15 protein-coding genes and 6 tRNA genes are annotated in these 19,031 nt (G+C 44.1%); 4 read left to right on the forward strand and 17 right to left on the reverse strand.

Features of this window, described 5'->3' with window-relative positions; all coding sequences use genetic code 11:
- Positions 1-3 precede the first annotated feature (3 nt).
- From T360_RS0112090 to T360_RS0112100, 3 genes are read left to right on the forward strand one after another with little or no spacing between them, the layout of a single operon-like run.
- Positions 4-1,497 carry a UxaA family hydrolase gene (locus T360_RS0112090; protein WP_028913017.1) on the forward strand — a complete coding sequence of 498 codons (1,494 nt, stop codon included), beginning with the start codon at positions 4-6 and terminating at the stop codon, positions 1,495-1,497.
- Complete coding sequence (locus T360_RS0112095; protein ID WP_028913018.1) at positions 1,494-2,768, forward strand: Na+/H+ antiporter NhaC family protein; 1,275 nt, start codon at positions 1,494-1,496, stop codon at positions 2,766-2,768. The genes T360_RS0112090 and T360_RS0112095 overlap by 4 nt, the downstream gene beginning before the upstream one ends.
- Positions 2,765-3,574: a hypothetical protein gene (locus T360_RS0112100; RefSeq protein ID WP_028913019.1), complete on the forward strand. Its 810-nt coding sequence runs from the start codon at positions 2,765-2,767 to the stop codon at positions 3,572-3,574. Before T360_RS0112095 ends, T360_RS0112100 begins: the two co-directional genes overlap by 4 nt.
- Here the strand turns inward: T360_RS0112100 and T360_RS15325 are convergent.
- Positions 3,539-4,435: a glycoside hydrolase family 25 protein gene (locus tag T360_RS15325; RefSeq protein WP_231488171.1), complete on the reverse strand. Its 897-nt coding sequence runs from the start codon at positions 4,433-4,435 to the stop codon at positions 3,539-3,541. The two genes, T360_RS0112100 and T360_RS15325, sit on opposite strands and share 36 nt — an antisense overlap.
- A 96-nt stretch (positions 4,436-4,531) precedes the next feature.
- Here T360_RS15325 and T360_RS0112110 point away from each other — a divergent pair, with 96 nt between their 5' ends.
- Positions 4,532-5,836: a clostripain-related cysteine peptidase gene (locus T360_RS0112110; protein WP_028913021.1), complete on the forward strand. Its 1,305-nt coding sequence runs from the start codon at positions 4,532-4,534 to the stop codon at positions 5,834-5,836.
- A 23-nt stretch (positions 5,837-5,859) separates the two neighbouring features.
- On the opposite strand, the gene gldE is transcribed toward T360_RS0112110, so the two are convergent.
- The 16 genes from gldE to T360_RS15335 form a co-directional block, all read right to left on the reverse strand.
- A complete protein-coding gene (gene gldE / locus T360_RS0112115; protein ID WP_028913022.1) occupies positions 5,860-7,173 on the reverse strand; it encodes a gliding motility-associated protein GldE in 1,314 nt (437 codons plus the stop codon).
- Entirely contained in the window at positions 7,145-7,507 is a 363-nt protein-coding gene (locus tag T360_RS15330; RefSeq protein WP_036929545.1) for a single-stranded DNA-binding protein, read from the reverse strand. Before T360_RS15330 ends, gldE begins: the two co-directional genes overlap by 29 nt.
- A gap of 24 nt (positions 7,508-7,531) precedes the next feature.
- Positions 7,532-8,074 carry a hypothetical protein gene (locus T360_RS0112125; RefSeq protein WP_028913023.1) on the reverse strand — a complete coding sequence of 181 codons (543 nt, stop codon included), beginning with the start codon at positions 8,072-8,074 and terminating at the stop codon, positions 7,532-7,534.
- Between the two features lie 44 nt (positions 8,075-8,118).
- Positions 8,119-8,191, reverse strand: a tRNA-Gly gene (locus T360_RS0112130).
- 20 nt (positions 8,192-8,211) lie between these two features.
- Positions 8,212-8,298 (reverse strand) — tRNA-Leu (locus tag T360_RS0112135).
- A 23-nt stretch (positions 8,299-8,321) separates the two neighbouring features.
- Positions 8,322-8,403, reverse strand: a tRNA-Leu gene (locus tag T360_RS0112140).
- A gap of 49 nt (positions 8,404-8,452) precedes the next feature.
- Positions 8,453-8,525 (reverse strand) — tRNA-Gly (locus T360_RS0112145).
- A 133-nt stretch (positions 8,526-8,658) separates the two neighbouring features.
- Entirely contained in the window at positions 8,659-9,780 is a 1,122-nt protein-coding gene (gene nspC / locus T360_RS0112150; RefSeq protein WP_028913024.1) for a carboxynorspermidine decarboxylase, read from the reverse strand.
- A complete protein-coding gene (locus T360_RS0112155; protein WP_028913025.1) occupies positions 9,780-10,922 on the reverse strand; it encodes a hybrid sensor histidine kinase/response regulator in 1,143 nt (380 codons plus the stop codon). The genes nspC and T360_RS0112155 overlap by 1 nt, the downstream gene beginning before the upstream one ends.
- Before the next feature lie 94 nt (positions 10,923-11,016).
- A complete protein-coding gene (gene carB, locus T360_RS0112160) occupies positions 11,017-14,244 on the reverse strand; it encodes a carbamoyl-phosphate synthase (glutamine-hydrolyzing) large subunit (RefSeq protein ID WP_028913026.1) in 3,228 nt (1,075 codons plus the stop codon).
- 26 nt (positions 14,245-14,270) lie between these two features.
- Entirely contained in the window at positions 14,271-15,344 is a 1,074-nt protein-coding gene (gene carA, locus T360_RS0112165; RefSeq protein ID WP_028913027.1) for a glutamine-hydrolyzing carbamoyl-phosphate synthase small subunit, read from the reverse strand.
- 74 nt (positions 15,345-15,418) lie between these two features.
- Entirely contained in the window at positions 15,419-17,263 is a 1,845-nt protein-coding gene (glmS, locus tag T360_RS0112170) for a glutamine--fructose-6-phosphate transaminase (isomerizing) (protein ID WP_028913028.1), read from the reverse strand.
- Between the two features lie 148 nt (positions 17,264-17,411).
- Positions 17,412-17,485 (reverse strand) — tRNA-Asp (locus T360_RS0112175).
- A gap of 31 nt (positions 17,486-17,516) precedes the next feature.
- A tRNA-Asp gene (locus tag T360_RS0112180) sits at positions 17,517-17,590 on the reverse strand.
- A gap of 82 nt (positions 17,591-17,672) precedes the next feature.
- Entirely contained in the window at positions 17,673-18,191 is a 519-nt protein-coding gene (locus tag T360_RS0112185; RefSeq protein WP_028913029.1) for a GNAT family N-acetyltransferase, read from the reverse strand.
- Complete coding sequence (locus tag T360_RS15335; RefSeq protein WP_155949537.1) at positions 18,188-19,027, reverse strand: glycosyltransferase family 2 protein; 840 nt, start codon at positions 19,025-19,027, stop codon at positions 18,188-18,190. The genes T360_RS0112185 and T360_RS15335 overlap by 4 nt, the downstream gene beginning before the upstream one ends.
- Positions 19,028-19,031 lie beyond the last annotated feature (4 nt).

Consider the following 19,031-nt stretch of genomic DNA (forward strand, 5'->3'; position numbering starts at 1 on the left):
AAAATGGAACAAGCTACATTTTTAAAGATTAACCCTGCCGATTCGGTGGTGGTTTGTCTGCAGCCCAAGCAGAAAGGGGAAGTGATTGAAGTAGATGGTAAGCAGATTACCATCAATCAGGATACACCAGCAGGACATAAGGTTCTAATAAAGGACGTGGCCGAAGGTGAGGATATCATCAAATATGGCTACCCTATCGGTCATGCCAAGCAGGACTTGAAGGCCGGAGATTGGGTAAACGAGAATAATCTCAAGACTAATCTTTCTGGTACGCTCGAATATACCTATAATCCTGTAAACGAGCAACTTAATATTAAGAACGAGAACCGAACCTTTAATGGCTATGTTCGTAAGAATGGTGATGTAGGTATCCGCAATGAGATTTGGATTGTGCCTACTGTCGGTTGCGTGAATGGTATTGCAGAAAGACTGGTTAAGGAGCTGAAACGTGAGACTGGCGAACAGGGTGTTGATGCCATCTATGCTTGGCATCACAACTATGGCTGTTCGCAGCTTTCGGAGGATCATGAGAACACCCGTAAGGTGCTGCGCGACATCTGTCTGCATCCCAATGCCGGTGCTGTGCTCGTGCTGAGCTTAGGCTGCGAGAACAATCAGCCTGAGGAGTTTATGAAGATGCTGGGCGATTACGACAAGGATCGCATCAAACTTCTGGTTACCCAGCGTGTGGATGATGAGATGGAAGCTGGTATGGAGATACTGCGCAGCCTGTATGAGTTGGCCAGCAAGGACCAGCGTACCGATGTGCCAGTAAGCAAACTGCGCGTAGGTTTGAAGTGTGGTGGCTCTGACGGATTCTCTGGTATCACAGCCAATCCGCTGGTTGGTGAATTCTCTGATTGGCTGGTAGCTCAGGGGGGTACATCGGTACTGACAGAGGTGCCTGAGATGTTTGGTGCAGAGACGATTCTGATGAACCGTTGCAAGACAGAAGTACTGTTTGGACAGACGGTGTCCATGATCAACAACTTCAAGAATTACTTCCTCTCACATGGCGAGCCTGTAGGTGAGAATCCAAGTCCTGGTAATAAGGCTGGCGGTATCTCTACACTCGAAGATAAGGCTCTGGGATGTACCCAGAAGTGTGGAAAAGCGCCTGTGAGTGGTGTGATGGAATATGGCGACAGATTGGAGCATGCAGGTTTGAATCTGCTGTCGGCTCCTGGCAATGATCTCGTTGCTGCCACTGCCCTCGCCTCTAGCGGTTGCCACCTGGTGCTCTTCACTACCGGTCGAGGCACACCTTTCGGTACCTTCGTGCCAACCATGAAGATTGCCACCAATCCTGACTTGGCAGCACGCAAGAAGAATTGGATTGACTTCTCAGCTGGCCAGTTGATTGAGGGACGCACAATGAGCGAATTGGTACCTGAGTTTATCGATAAGGTATTAGCAGTGGCCAGTGGCGAGAAAGCAAAGAATGAGGAGAACGATTATCGTGAAATATCCATCTTTAAAAACGGCGTAACACTGTGAAGAAAGGAATCATCGCATTATCACCTATCTTGGTGTTTATCTTATTTTACTTAGTCACCAGCATCGTTGCTGGTGACTTTTACAAGATTCCCATTACTGTAGCTTTCATGGTTTCAAGCATCTATGCTATTATCGTATGTGGCGATAAACCATTGATGTACCGCATTAACAACTATAGTCGCGGAGCTGCTACAGAACAGATGATGCTGATGATTTGGATATTCGTGTTGGCAGGAGCTTTTGCATATTCGGCAAAACAGATGGGGAGTATCGATGCAACGGTAAATTTGGCGTTGAGTCTGCTACCACCACAAATGATCTTTGCCGGTATGTTCTTGGCTGCTTGTTTCATTTCGCTGTCGATAGGCACAAGCGTAGGAACGATAGCTGCACTTACGCCCATTGCAGTAGGATTGGCACAAGAGACGGGTACAGACTTGGCCATGATGATTGCTATTATAGTTGGCGGATCTTTCTTTGGAGATAATTTATCGTTTATCTCTGATACGACAATTATGGCTACTCAAACCCAAGGATGCCAATTGAATGATAAGTTCAGGGTAAACGCATTTATTGTGGTTCCTGCAGCATTGGTGATATTGATCGTTTACTTTTTTCTTGGAAAAGACACCGCTGCTCCTCAGCATATAGCAGCCGTAGAATGGGTAAAGGTGATTCCTTATCTTTCGGTACTTCTCACAGCCATTTGTGGAATGAATGTCATGGCGGTCTTAACACTAGGTATTATCCTATGTGGTATCATCGGTTTATTAACAGGCGCTTTTGATATTTTTGGTTGGTTTGGTGCTATGGGCGATGGCATTTTGTCGATGGGAGAATTAATCATCGTCACGATGATGGCAGGTGGTATGTTGGAGCTTATCCGACAACAAGGCGGCATCGACTTTATTATTAAGCTGTTGACGCGCCATGTCAATAGCAAGCGTGGTGCCGAACTAAGCATTGCCACACTGGTGTCGCTAGTGGATGTATGTACTGCCAATAACACAGTGGCAATCCTGACCGTAGGCGGCATCGCCAAGCAGATTGGTGACCGTTATGGTGTAGATAATAAGAAATGTGCTTCCATATTAGATACTTTCTCATGCATGGTTCAAGGTCTGATACCTTATGGAGCACAACTACTAATAGCTGCAGGTTTGGCTTCACTTAATCCGGTTGCCATTCTACCCTATCTCTACTACCCGTTTGTATTGGGTGTAGTGGCCTTATTATCAATTATATTTCGTTATCCCAGAAGATATTCATGAATATAGTTCAACGCAATTTTTTCAGACTACTCAGATGTGGTGCCTTCCAGACGACAGAATGTTTGGAACCAATGTCAGTGCACAAATGGAATAAACTCTATCAACTTGCTGCTGTACATGATGTTCAACCATATATTTACGATGGACTCAAGAGCTGTAAACAGCAGTTTAATCTACATCTGACAGATTCTCAGTGGAACCAATGGGAAGTGGCAAAATCCAATAACGAAGATAATGATGAAGATGAACTACTTCGTCCGGATAAACTTACCAATCCACTTCTGAACCGTTATTTGCAAAATATTCTAGATGATGAAAGTTCAGATTTGAATACGCGCAGAATGCTGATAAAGATTATAAGTATAGCTCGTAGAATCTTGAACGAAGGGTTGCCTTTAAAATTACTGATAGAGTTGGGATTAACATTGCGTGATAAAAGTAATGTGATTAATTATGAAGAGTTGGCTGGTTGGTTAAAGAAACTGCACTTCGAACAGATGGCACAACTCGAGGCTACTTTGATGATAGACTTGTTTGGTTTGACTTTAGAGGAAATTCCTTTTGCTGATAGTGATGCAGATCGCAAGACAATTACCGTCGCAAAAGAACTTGCCGAATATACAAACATCCGACAAGATTTCTATTTCTCGCAAGATTCTGATAGTATCTTTGTACACACAAGTAATAGCGGAGCACTGCTGAATCATATCAAACGCTCTGCCAGATACATGCGCTTTATTCCATCAGAGGCATTCACTAACTTCTTCGCTTCATTTGCCCATTCCCTTACGCACATCGAAGAATGACACGTTCTTTTCAACGTGTCGTATGTGATTGAATCTAATTTCGCGCAACCCGTGATTGCCCATGAACCTACTCTTATCTACGCTGCCTCGGATACCTACGATACGCCCATGACTAGTGTATTGCCACATCGTGATATCGCGTTCATCAGCCAGTACAGGTTCTTCGTCGGTGTACATAGCAATCATGAGTTTGTAGTCATTAATCTTACCTACTAAATGGCGGTTATAGAAGTTTCGGAAAGTATATATTAATGGCTGCTGATGATAAGCCTGTTCAATCAAACTTAGAAAAGTAAGCAGGGAATCACAAAATTCTTCTGTAGGCAACCCACTTGTAGTCTCAACATCTATCATCGGTATTAAGTCTTGTTCGCCTGGGCGGCATTGTGTCATGAAATTCTCAAGCTGAGTAATCAGTGGCGTTTTAGGACGAAAAAAGTGATAGGAGCCTACTTTTAGTCCGTGGCGATGAGCCAATTCAATATTGCGTTCGTATTGTGCATCAATACGATCGCCACCTTCGGTAGCTTTCAGATATACATAAGCCATTTTTGTATTCTCGCCTACTGTTTCCCAGAATACTTCGCCTTGGTAATGAGACAAGTCGATGCCATGCACATGGTTGCATGTATCCTCACATTGCAGGAATGAATCGTAATTGGGGTCGGTAAGTAGTCGTGGATCAGGGCAATATTGTGCCGTTTTACGTTTGCTTGATTTCTTCCCCTTTTTGTGCTTGCTAACTACTCTGTGCGTGCGATGCTTAGAGTGATTCTTATTGTATTTTGAACGCTGGGCATATCCATCGTTTGAGCCGAACATTAACATGCATAATGTCAGCAATATATATAGTTTCTTCATGCTTGTCGTTGTTTTGTGCTGCAAAGATACTAAAAAACAATTAAAACATATCGTAGATTGCACATTTCTTTGTAACTTTGCAGAAAATTTTGATATATGCACAAAATAATTATTGGACTTTTAGGGATAGCGCTTTTGTGTTCGTGTAAAGATAACCATCCTTTTCCAGAACCTACGCCTTCGCCAACCCCCACTCCACAACCCACAGTTTACGATCAAACTGTGCTTGTATATATGTCAGGTGAGAATAACCTGGCAAATAATGATGGCGATTTTATGGGAAGTGATATCAGAGAGATGGTAGAAGGTTCAAAATCTCTTTCTGAAAAGCAGCGTTTGTTAGTATTTATCGATTCTGTAGGTACTAGCAATATGCCTCATATCGTAGAGATCACTAAAGGGAAACGACAAGTGGTTTATCAATATAATAGTGACTTCGATGCGAGCGATCCAAATAAGTTTAGGGATGTTATTGAATGGACAATAGATCATTATCCAGCAAATGATTATGGCTTGGTTCTTTGGGGGCATGCTTCTGGATGGACAGTAGAAACTGATACGGTTGCAACAAAATCACTTACGCGAGCTTATGGCTATGACTATGGTTATGATACTGGCTCCATAAGAATGGCCATGAATATTACACAGATGGCAAAAGCTTTTGAAGGCCTGCCAACATTCAAGTATATCCTGGCCGATTGTTGTCAGTTTATGTGCATAGAGAGTGCTTATGAGCTACGAGAGGCGGCTGATTACCTGATAGGTTCGCCTGCAGAAATTCCAGGCTATGGGGCACCGTATGACAAGTTAATTCCCCTACTCTTTTCAGAGTCCGACACCTTCTATAATGATATTGTAGATTGTTACTATAATTATTATATTGATAGTTATAAAAGTCCGGAATATACCCAAAACGGACAGTTTGATTATAGTTATGTTTATGGCTACAGTGTACCATTGTCGGTTATTGATTTGACTCAGATGGAATCGTTGGGGCAAGCTACACAAACCGCTCTTGCAAGTTTTGTACCCATTGCACCTGCCGATTTAGATCTTTCAGATTTTGCATTCTATTGGTCTATCTATGATACACCGGTGATGTATGACATGAAGGCTGTTTTCAAAAAGTATGCACCAGAAGGGGTTTATCAGGATTGGTTAGCAGTTTATAATCAAGTAGTACCTTACTATCGTTTCTCTAAGAGTTGGCAAACCGAGTATAATTTAATTTATGCGACTTTTGATAGTCTTAAGTCAGATAGTGAGGCTGATGAAAAGTACGGTTGCGTAAGTATGTTCTTTCCTCAAAAGAGATATACTTATTCTTACTACAAGTATAATACACGCATCAGAAACTTCCAATGGTATTATAAAGTAAATTGGAGCAACTACGGGTGGTAAAAACTTGTGAGTTGCTCCAATCATTATTCTGTATCGTGTATAACAACTTTAATCTTTGATATACGATGGCCATCAACTTCTGTAACTTCGAATGTGAAGTTCTTATAATCAAGCCGCTCATGTAATTCGGGGAAATCGCCTTTGATTTCAAGAAGTAATCCAGCTAGTGAGTCAGCATCACCCTCTGCATCCTCGAAAGTTTCATCATCGATGTCAAGAATCTTATAGAAATCGCTCAGCAATGTTTTTCCTTCAAACACGTATGTGTTTGCGTTTATGCGGGTGTATGACTTCTCCTCCTCATCGTATTCGTCGTTGATTTCGCCCACAATCTCCTCTAGAATGTCCTCTAGAGTGATGATACCACTGGTGCCGCCAAATTCATCCACAACGATGGCAATGTGTACCTTGTTCTCCTGAAAATCGCGCAATAAGTCGTCGATTTTCTTGGTCTCAGGCACGAAATATGGTGGACGAATTAATGACTGCCAACGGAAAGATGCTGGTTTTGACAAATGTGGTAGCAAATCTTTGATATACAGGATGCCTCGGATATTGTCGATAGTATCTTGATATACAGGAATACGTGAATAATTATTCTCAATGATGCACTTTAAGACTTCTGGGAAAGGAAGGCTGAAGTCAAGATCAACCACATCCTGTCGGCTTGTCATTACCTCCTTGGCTGTTTCATCACCAAAACGGACGATGCCTTCAAGCATATTCTTTTCATCTTTCAGTTCTTCTTTATCTGTTAGCTCCAGAGCCTGTTCCAAGTCATTAACGCTCAGAACGTGGTTTTCTTTCTGGACTACTTTCTCGGCAATGATACCCGAACGTATCAATACTGACGATAAAGGATAAAATAGCTTGCGAAGCATCATGATACTGCCAGCCACTTTACGGCAGAAAGATAATGCTTTCTGACCAGCATATACCTTTGGCATAATCTCACCAAAGAGAAGCAGTAAGAACGTTAGTAGAACAGTAATGACAATAAATTGTAACCAATGAGCACTACCAAAATCTACCACATGCGCAAAAAAGTAATTGCATAGCATAATGATAGTGACGTTTACCAAATTGTTGGAAATCAGTATGGTAGCTAATGTGCGCTCAGAGTCTTCACGCAATTGAAGAATATACTTGTCGGATACATTCTTTTCGCTATCCAGTTCGCTCAAATCGGTTGGAGAAAGCGAAAAGAAGGCAATTTCAGAACCCGATGCAAAACCGGAAAACAAAAGAAGTAAGCCTGCTATAATAATAGCTATCACAGCACCCATAGATGGTGCTGTGATAGTTACTTCATTCAGGATTGGTTGTAGAAAGTCCATTGTCTGATTTTGGTGAAAGCATTTCCATATTATCTGCCCATATTTCAGTAGCATAACGACGTTGACCTGCTTTGTCATCGTACGTAGTGTACCTTATGCGGCCTTCAATATATAATTTGTCTCCTTTATGAACGTATTTCTCAGCAATTTCAGCGAGACGGCGCCATAAGATGACATTGTGCCAGTCTGTATGGTCAGGTACCTGAGTTCCATTTTGTAGAGTATATCCACGTTCTGTTGTAGCCAATCTAATTCGAGCTACAGCTACACCCTGGTCCACATACTTAACTTCTGGCTCTTGACCAACATTGCCAATTAGCATTACCTTGTTCATAATAAAAGAGATTTATGTGACTGCTTATTTTGCTTTGCCAAGAAAACGGAATTTGAAATTCTTTCCCTTAGGTGAAGGGAACTGGCTACGTGAGTCAACACGATCGCGCAGATAGTCGATCATGCGTTCATAGCACTCCATGCCAGAGAAAGCTTTTACACGTGCTCCAAACTGAGTATCGCGGTACTGGAATTTGCCAGTTCCTGGTACTAAGAGTACACGTTTGAAATCCAAATAACCTTCATACCATCCTTCATTCACCTCGTTAAGACGCATTAATGTAGGTGTAGATTTTGGAGCCTGATCTGCTTGTTCGTTTGCATGTACAGCTTTCTTATCTTTAAAGTCCTGCATTGTTGCAGCTTCGGTCTTAATGATGATAAAATAGACACGGGGATGTACTTTATATCTTTTGGGATAAAAAACATCACTCGAAGCATATTCACGAATATCAGCCTCAAGGAGTGGATTCATTTCTATCTCGTCTATGGAACTTAAAAAGTCTATAGCCTCATCTACGGTTGAAACGAGAGTTTCTCGATCAAAATATCTTAAGTATAAATTCATGTTTGTTTTTGAAAAAAGGTTGCTGTTTTCCTTAATAAAAAAAGAGCGGAAAACGGGACTCGGACCCGCGACCCCAACCTTGGCAAGGTTGTGCTCTACCAACTGAGCTATTTCCGCAAGAATGTCAATTTAAAAAATGGTGAAGAGGAGGAGACTCGAACTCCCACGTCGCAATTGACACTACCCCCTCAAAGTAGCGCGTCTACCAATTCCGCCACCTCTCCAACATACGCTGAATAAAAAAGAGTGCCCAGAACAGGACTCGAACCTGCACGCCTTGCGGCACACGCACCTGAAACGTGCGCGTCTACCAATTCCGCCACCTGGGCATTTGTCATTAAGGCCATTCCTTAACGTCTCTTTTTTGTTCAACAAGTGAGCGGAAAACGGGACTCGGACCCGCGACCCCAACCTTGGCAAGGTTGTGCTCTACCAACTGAGCTATTTCCGCGTTGTTCTCTTTATCAGAGGCATCTCTCTTGATTGCGGGTGCAAAGGTACAGCTTTTTTTTGAACTGGCAAACTTTTTGGAGACTTTTTTTCGAAAAAAGTGATTTTTTAGAGATTTGTTTACAGAATACGCATTAATCCATGCGATTTCGGTAATCTTCGTACCCAAAACGGCGTAAAACCTCTAATTCACCATTTGTATGCAGCATGCCAATTGCGGGATGTGAAATTCCGTTAAAAGTGCAAGTTTTCACTGTTGTGTAGTGAATCATATCTTCGAAAATGATTTCCTCTCCTACTTTTAATTCGTGATCAAAATGCCATGATCCCATAAAATCGCCACTCAAACAACTATTGCCCCCCAGACGATAAGTGTTGGGCTCGGTTGCTTTTTCCATATCTACAATCTCTGCACCTCGCACTTCTGGCATGTATGGCATCTCCAAACAGTCGGGCATGTGGCATGTAAAGCTCACGTCCAGTATAGCTGTTTTGATGTTTTTGTCTTCTACTATATCTACTACGTGTGATACCAGTGGTCCGGTTTGCCATGCAAAAGCACTGCCTGGTTCAAGGATTACTTTTAGCCATGGGTAGCGTTTTTTAAAATCAGTCATTAATTGGATGAGCTGTTCTGTATCATAATCCTTGCGTGTCATCAGATGACCACCACCGAAATTAATCCATTTCAGTTGTGGAAACCATTTTGAAAACTTTTCTTCGATGTGTACTAACGAGCGCTGGAATACATCTGCCCCACTCTCGCAGTGGCAATGACAATGAAAACCTTCAATATCTGCAGGCAGTTGTTCTGGCAACTTGTCGGCTGTGATGCCAAAACGAGTGCCGGGTGCGCATGGATTATATAATAATGTACAAACCTCAGAGTATTCTGGGTTAACACGTAAACCTAATGATACTGATTTCGCTTGCTCGTGGAATCGCTCGTACTGTGACAGCGAATTGAATGTGATGTGCGATGAGCACTTTGCTATCTCAGGAAATTCCTCTTCAGTATAAGCAGGCGAATAGGTATGTGCAGGTGCCTTAAACTCCTCGAAAGCCAAACGTGCTTCCGACAAAGAACTGGCTGTTGTGCTGTTAATATACTCGCGGAAGATTGGAAAAGTCTTCCACAGTGCAAATGCCTTAAAGGCAAGTATAATCTCAATATCGGCTTTCGCCGCAACTTCAGCTATTAGACTGAGGTTACGGCGAAGTTTAGATTCCTCTATAATATAAATAGGTGTATTCATTATTTCTTTAGCGGGACAGTAAAACTAAATGTGCTTCCATGACCTTCTGTTGAATCGACAAAGCAGTCACCTCCATTCTTTCTTGCGAAGTCTTGACAAAGCTGAAGACCAAGCCCTGAACCTTCTTCGCCTCCGGTGCCATAGGTGGTGTCTCCCTTTTTAAAGATTGAGCCAAGTCGATCGGATGCGATACCTACGCCATGGTCGGTAACACTGATTTTTGCAAAATCACCTTCTTCCTTCATGCTAATTTCGATTGTAGAGTTCTCGGGCGAGAACTTGATGGCGTTCGACAGGAAATTGCGCATCACCGTTTTTAGCATGTCGTTATCTGCTGTTACAATCAGATCGCCTGCGGTTGGTTGCAAATCTAACTTGATATGCTTGGTTTGAGCTATCATTTCGAATATCTCAACTACGCCAGGAATAATGTCATTCAGATTGAGGTCCTGTACAACTACATTCAGACGTCCTGTTTGACTCTTAGTCCACTTTAGCAGATTATCAAGCAGGTCGTGGACGTCTTCCGATTCACGATTAGCTTTGTCAAGCAGTTCGTAAAGCTCTGGCCCAACGGTTTCGGGTGATGTTGATGCTACAACAAGATTTAATACCATACGGATGCTGGCCATTGGAGAGCGAAGATCGTGTGCAATGACAGAATACATCTTGTCTCGGTTGGTCAGAGTGGCTCGCAATTCTTGATTCTGCTGTTCGATAATACGCTTGGCTGCTACCAGCGATATCTGTTGCATAACACGCATTACCAATTCTTCCTTATTGAAAGGCTTCGTCAAAAAATCACTAGCTCCAACCTGGAAACCATGAACCAAATCCTGTGGAGTGTTTAATGCAGTAAGGAATATAATGGGAATTTCCTTTGTTTCTTCGTCCTTCTTCAGAATGACGGCTGTATCAAAACCGCTGATATCAGGCATCATGACATCAAGCAGGATTAAGTCTGGGTGTTCCTTCTTTGCCTGCTCAATACATGTGGTACCGTTGTTAGCGGTGCATACCTGAAATTTTTCATTGGTAAGCAGTATCTTCAACAACAAGACATTACTTACAACATCATCTACAATAAGTATTTTGTACTCACTGCGGTTTATCTTGGATTCAAGTGTATCTGCTACGTCCATTCTTGTCTGTAAAAGTTGATATTATTTTGCAAAAATAGTGCAATAATTTGAAATAACCAAATTATTACACCATTTTTTTGCAATTTAAGCAATTCTACTTATACTCAGACCATGATTTGATGCCGATTTCATTCAATTTTATGCTACAGAATGCATGAATGAAAGCACTAGCCAATCGGCTGTTTGTAATCAATGGAACGTTCAAATCGATAGCCGCACGACGAATCTTATAACCATTAGTTAACTCATGGCTGGTCAGATCCTTCGGAATATTAACAACCATATCTATCTTGTGCTCATGGAGCAGGTCGAGTGCCTGTGGCTGTGCGTCCTCAGATGGCCAGTAAACCAGTGTGTTCTTAACGCCGTTGTCAGTGAGGAACTTTGAAGTACCTCCGGTGGCATACAGCTCGTATCCATTGACGACTAATTGTCGAGCTGCATCCAGCATCTCGGCTTTCTGTTTGGCAGAACCGGTAGAGAGCAGCACTGTTTTCTTTGGTATGCGATGACCCACACTGAGCATAGCTTTGAGCAGTGCAGTGTTTGTGTTGTCGCCAATACAGCCTACTTCACCGGTCGAAGCCATATCCACACCGAGTACGGGGTCGGCTTTCTGCAATCGGTTGAAGCTGAACTGAGAAGCCTTGATACCTACATAGTCGAGGTCGAAGAGGTTCTTGGCGGGTTTCTCTACTGGTAGGCCGAGCATTACCTTGGTTGCCAAGTCGATAAGGTTCATCTTCAATACCTTACTTACAAATGGGAAGCTACGCGAAGCACGCAGGTTGCATTCGATGACGAGGATGTCATTCTCACGTGCCATGTACTGGATGTTGAATGGACCATTGATGTGCAGAGCTTTTGCAATCTGGCGCGAAATGCGCTTGATGCGTCTAACTGTCTCGACATACAGTTTTTGTGGAGGGAACTGTATTGTGGCGTCGCCTGAATGAACTCCGGCGAACTCGATGTGTTCACTAATAGCATAAGCCAGAATCTCTCCGTCTCTAGCCACGGCATCCATTTCAATCTCTTTTGCATTCTCGATGAATTTCGATACTACTACAGGGTGGTCTTCTGATACGTTGGCTGCCAGCTGCAGGAACTTCTCGAGCTCTTCTTTATTAGAGCAAACGTTCATGGCTGCACCAGAAAGCACGTACGAAGGACGCACCAGAACTGGGAAACCTACACGTTCCACGAACTTGTCGATATCTTCCATAGATGTAAGTGCGCTCCACTCTGGCTGATTAACGCCAATTTCGTTAAGCATCTGTGAGAATTTGGCACGGTCCTCAGCACCGTCGATATCTACAGCCTGTGTTCCGAGAATGTTCACGTGCTGTTCATTGAGATATACAGCCAGGTTGTTAGGAATCTGACCACCAGTAGATACGATGACGCCGTGAGGCTGCTCCATATCGATGATATCGAGTACGCGCTCAAAAGTCAGTTCGTCGAAATAGAGGCGGTCGCACATATCGTAGTCGGTCGAAACTGTCTCTGGGTTATAGTTAATCATCACAGAGCGCCAACCTTCCCGGCGGATGGTGTTCAAGGCTTGAACGCCACACCAGTCGAACTCTACTGATGAACCGATGCGGTATGCACCTGATCCGAGCACGATGATACTCTTCTTATCGTTTTCAAACTTGATGTCGCTGGCTACACCGCTGTAGGTAACGTACAGGTAATTGGTCTGTGCGGGATACTCTGCTGCCAGGGTATCTATCTGTTTTACAACTGGCAGAATGCCGAACTGCTTACGACGGTTGCGCACCAGCAGAACTGCTTCGTGCATATTGCGACACTCGCTTTCCAATCCAATGGCTCGAGCTATCTGGAAGTCGGTAAATCCATATACCTTGGCCCGGCGCAGCAAGTCTTTTTCGAGAGTGTTAATATTCTGTTTCTTCAGCAGTTCATCTATGTCGATAATGTGCTTTAGTTTCTGCAGGAACCACTTGTCAATCTTTGTGAGTTCGTGAATACGGTCAATGTCGTATTGCTGGTCGTGCATAGCCTTCGAGATGACGAAGATTCGCTTATCCGTTGGCTCGCGCAGAGCTGCGTCGATATCGGCAATCTTCAGTTCCTTGTTCTCTACGAAGCCGTGCATGCCTTGGCCAATCATGCGTAAGCCCTTTTGGATAGCTTCTTCAAAGTTTCGACCGATGGCCATCACTTCGCCAACCGACTTCATTGATGAACCCAACTCCTTGTCCACACCATGGAACTTAGAGAGATCCCAGCGTGGAATCTTACAAACGACGTAGTCGAGTGCTGGTTCGAAGAAAGCACTGGTGGTCTTTGTTACCGAGTTTTTCAGTTCGAACAAACCATAGCCCATACCCAGTTTGGCCGCAACGAAAGCCAATGGATAGCCAGTGGCCTTAGATGCAAGTGCCGATGAACGGCTCAGACGGGCGTTTACCTCGATCACACGATAATCCTCCGACTGTGGGTCGAAAGCGTACTGTACGTTACACTCACCTACGATACCGATGTGACGGATAATCTTAATGGCCAGTGCACGCAACTTGTGATATTCAGAGTTGGTCAATGTTTGTGATGGAGCTATAACGATCGACTCGCCGGTATGGATTCCCAGAGGGTCAAAGTTCTCCATGTTACATACAGTGATACAGTTGTCGTACTTGTCTCGTACCACCTCGTACTCAATCTCTTTCCATCCCTTCAGTGATTTCTCAACCAGTACCTGTGGTGAGAATGCAAATGCTTTCTCGGCCAGTTTGTCGAGTTCCTCTTCGTTGTCGCAGAAGCCAGAACCAAGTCCGCCAAGTGCATAGGCTGCACGCAGGATAACCGGATAACCCAAGGCCTTGGCAGCTTTGCGGGCACTCTCGATATCAGAGCAAGCCTCACTCTTGATAGTCTTCACGCCAATCTCATCGAGTTTCTTGACAAACAGTTCACGGTCTTCGGTGTCCATAATGGCCTGTACGGGAGTACCCAGTACTTTTACACCGTACTTTTCAAGTACGCCACTCTGGTAGAGTTCTACACCGCAGTTCAATGCAGTCTGACCGCCAAAGGCCAGCAGAATGCCGTCGGGGCGTTCTTTCTCAATGACACGCTCCACGAAATAGGGCTGTACTGGCAGGAAATAGATCTCGTCGGCCACGCCCTCTGATGTCTGTACCGTAGCGATATTCGGGTTGATGAGAACGGTCTTTACACCCTCTTCACGCAGAGCTTTCAGAGCCTGCGAACCACTATAGTCAAACTCTCCGGCTTCGCCTATCTTCAATGCGCCGCTACCCAATAGCAGCACTTTCTTTATATTCTGATCTTTCATAATTATCAATTATCAATTATCAATTATTAGAGCGTTTCTATGAAACGATCGAACATGAATTCGGTGTCAACAGGACCTGAGCAAGCTTCAGGATGGAACTGGCTTGAGAACCAGGGCAATGAGAGATGACGGATACCCTCGTTCGAGCCGTCGTTCATGTTCACAAAAAGCTCGCGCCAATCATTTCCTAATGTTGCGGCATCCACAGCGTAGCCATGGTTCTGTGAGGTTACATAGCAGCGGTTGGTACCTACTTCGCGAACAGGCTGGTTGTGCGAACGGTGACCGTATTTCAGTTTGTAGATGGTGGCACCGCCTGCCTTGGCCAGCAACTGGTTACCCATACAGATACCGCAGATGGGCTTACGTGATGATGACATCTGCTTTTTCAGAATCTCCACTGCATCCACGCACATGTCTGGATCGCCAGGACCATTGGCCAGGAACAGACCATCAAACTCCATATCGGTATAGTCGTAGTTCCAGGGTACGCGAATCACCTCTACGCCACGGTTTACCAGGCAGCGGATAATGTTGTTTTTTACACCGCAATCTACCAGCACCACCTTTCGGCCAGCACCTTCATTATAGCGGATAATGTCTTTACATGATACTTTGTCTACCCAGTTGATGCCCTCGTACTCAGCTGTAGGGATGTTGTCGGGCTCATCGTCGAAGATGATTTGTCCCATCATTACACCATGCTCGCGCAGTACCTTGGTTAGCTCACGAGTGTCGATACCGGTGATTCCAGGTACACCCTCACGTTTTAACCAATCGCCAAGGCTCTCAGTGGCATTCCAGTGAGAGTACGACTGACTGTAGTCGCTTACGATGATGGCTGATGCATAAATCTTATCGCTCTCCATAAATGTTGCCAGTCCATTCTCCTCAATGCTGAATGGTGGCACGCCATAGTTACCTACCAGCGGATAGGTAAGTGTCATCAACTGTCCGGCATAGCTAGGGTCGGTAAGGCTCTCGGGGTAACCCATCATAGCCGTATTAAATACCACCTCACCTGCTACGGGTTTCTCGCTACCGAAACTCTTGCCGTGAAATTTAGTTCCGTCCGAAAGGACTAGTGTTACATCTCTCATATTCTAATGTTATAATACCTATTATATTTCTTTATAAAAAAGGCGAAACGTTTAAAAACGAATCGCCTTATATATCATTCAACAGTCACCGATTTTGCTAAGTTTCTTGGCTGGTCAACGTTTTTGCCTTTGCAAACAGCAACGTGATAAGCCAACAACTGTAGAGGAATCGTAGCTACCAACGGTTCAAGACATTCAATAACGTCAGGCAGCTCAATCACCTCGTCGGCAATTTTCGAAATAGTTTCGTCGCCCTTGGAAACGAGAGCTATTACCCTACCCTGTCGGGCCTTGATCTCCTGAATATTCGACAGTACTTTTTCGTACATCGCATTATGAGTAGCGATAACTACTACTGGCATGTCTGAATCAATCAGGGCAATAGGTCCGTGCTTCATTTCGGCTGCAGGGTAACCCTCTGCGTGGATGTAGCTTATTTCCTTCAGTTTCAATGCACCTTCGAGTGCCACTGGGTATGAAAAACCACGACCCAGGTACAAGAAGTTGTGCGCATATGTAAAGGTGCGTGCCAAGTCGGCCACCTTATCATTAGTCTTCAGCACCTCACGAATCTTTGTAGGTATTTCGCTCAGTCCTTTAACTATCTTTAGATATTCATCTCGATTAATGGTGCCCTTAGCTTCGCCCATGGCCAAAGCAATCATGGTGAGTACAGTAACCTGTCCGGTAAATGCTTTCGTTGAGGCTACTCCAATCTCTGGACCTACATGGATGTATGTACCAGTGTCGGTGGCGCGTGGAATTGATGAACCGATGGCATTACAAACACCATAGATAAAGGCTCCTTTCTCCTTGGCCAACTGTACGGCTGCCAATGTGTCGGCAGTCTCACCACTCTGTGAGATGGCTATAACCACATCGCCCCTACCAACTACAGGATTGCGATAGCGGAATTCTGAAGCATACTCCACTTCTACTGGTATGCGGCACAGGCTCTCAATAATCTGTTTGCCTATAAGTCCTGCATGCCATGAGGTACCACATGCTACGATAACCACGCGTTTTGCCTCAAGCATTTGGCGACGGTAGTCAATCAGCGCAGAAAGTGTTACGTGGTTGGCTTCAACATTTACGCGTCCACGCATACAGTTTGTCAGGCATTCTGGCTGCTCAAAAATCTCCTTCAGCATGAAGTGTGGATAGCCACCTTTCTCTATCTGTCCGAGGTCGATATCTACGGTCTTTACTGTCAGTTCTTGGTCTTCACCATGAATATCTACTACGTGTAACTCTTCGCCGCGGCGTATGACAGCGATATTTCCATCTTCAAGATATACTACCTTATCTGTATATTCTACAATAGGACTGGCGTCGGAACCTAAGAAGAATTCATTCTCTCCGATACCAACCACCAATGGACTCTGCTTGCGCGCACAGATGATTTGGTCGGGGTCACGCTTGTCCAGTACGGCTATGGCATAAGCACCAATCACTTGATAAAGCGCAACCTGTACGGCTGTAAGCAGATCGAGTTGTTTGTGCTCTTTAATATACTCAATAAGCTGAACCAGCACTTCTGTATCAGTGTCTGATACGAAGTGTACACCCTTTTGCTGCAGTTTTTCTTTTAGTTCGGCGTAGTTCTCAATGATACCGTTATGGATGATGGCTAGGTTTTTGCTTTCTGAATAGTGTGGGTGCGCATTACGCGATGAAGGCTCACCATGGGTGGCCCAACGGGTGTGCGCTATGCCTACAGTACCACTAGTATTTTTGTCATTGCAGTACTCACAAAGATTGTCAACTTTACCTTTCGACTTGTAAACGTTCAAGTCGCCATTAGCGTTTATCAAAGCTACACCTGCGCTATCGTAACCACGATATTCCAGTCGGCGCAAGCCTTTTATCAGTATGGGAAAAGCTTCTTTATTCCCGATGTATCCTACGATTCCACACATAAGTTGTTTTGTCGTTTTGTCGTCTTTGATTCAATTTCGGCTGCAAAATTACAATAAAAATCTGAATCTGCAAACGTTTTGCTAAAAAAGTTTTTCAAAAACTTACAAAAACAAAAAACCACCAAGATTCACATCTTGATGGCTTCTGCGGTGCGTACGAGATTCGAACTCGTGACCTCCTGCGTGACAGGCAGGCATTCTAACCTACTGAACTAACGCACCATTACTATGGAACGAATGAAAAAAAACTTAGCGGTGCGTACGAGATTCGAACTCGTGACCTCCTGCGTGACAGGCAGGCATTCTAACCTACTGAACTAACGCACCAAAGAACGCTTTTCTTGTTTGCGGGTGCAAAGGTACGACTATTTTTGGAACTACCAAAACTTTTTGGCACTTTTTTTGTGATTTAATCGCATTTTTTCAAAAATACGTACTGAATTAGCACTGCATCGCGATATTTCTCTCCATCATATAGCCATTCTGCTATATTTGCGCTTACTTTGTAACCAGCCTTTTCAAACAGTCTGAGTGATGCTTGATTCTCACTATCGATATAAGCATATAGTTGGTGAAGATGCAGTATGTGCTGTGCATAATCGGCCAAATTGGTCAATATGGCACTGCCGTAACCTTGGCGTCGAAATTCATTAAGTACGATAATTCCCACTTCGGCACGTTGATTGGCTGGATCGAAGTTCACTAAATCTACTACACCTATTACATCACCTTTATCATTTTCAACCATCATACGTACCTGCCGGTCGGTATAGATGTCATTTTTGCAGTTTGCTACATAGTCGTGCAGTAGGTAGCGCGAATATGGTACATTTGATGTACTTACATTCCACAATTCCTTATCGTTCTCAATATGATATAATATATCGAGATCTTCGGGCTCGATGGCTCTCATTTTTATCTCTTTCATCCTAAATGCAGTTTTTGACGTATGATATCTACTAATGCCAGTAACGCGCGGAAATAAATAGCAATCTTTACTGGTAATGCGAAGAAGAAACTTAAGTGGCTGTAGTGCTTTCTGAAGAATATGAGCATCGCCTGATAGAATATGTGCACATAGCGGAAGTCTGATTTCCTGGTGGATTGCCCTTTGTAGTGGACGATGTCGAAAGGCAGAAACCAGTTTTGCCAGCCGCCTTTAAGTAAGCGGTACGACAGGTCGATATCTTCTCCATACATAAAGAAGTCTTCGTCCAGTAGTCCTACTTCCTGGATGGCCTTACGTCTCAACAGCATGAAGGCGCCACTCACCACTTCTATCTGTGCGGGTTTTTCCCACGACAAGTGGCTCATATAATAACGCTTGGTTAGACCGAGCATTTTTCTGGCAGCTACAAATGGCGTTGGTATGGCGCGGCGACTCTCGGGAGCCAGACTGCCATCGGCGTTATGCATGCGCACCCCTGCTCCACCAGCCTCAGGGTGCTTGTCCATAAACTGCAGCACACCTTGCAAAGTTTCTGGGGCCACTATGGTATCCGGGTTTAATAATAAAATGTATTCGCCTTTTGACTCTCGGATGGCTATGTTGTTGGCCTTCGAGAACCCTAAATTATCCTTATTATTAATAAGGTGTACCCACGTATAGTCTCGAGCTATAGCTTCTACGCTGTCATCACTACTGTGATTGTCCACTACAAAAACCTCACTCTCGATACCTTCAAGAGCACGCTGTACGCTGTCCAAACAAGCAGTAAGGAATGAGCGCACGTTGTAGCTTACAATGACAACGGACAGTTTCATTTGC

The organism is Prevotella sp. MA2016, from assembly GCF_000619825.1.
Lineage (GTDB): Bacteria > Bacteroidota > Bacteroidia > Bacteroidales > Bacteroidaceae > Prevotella.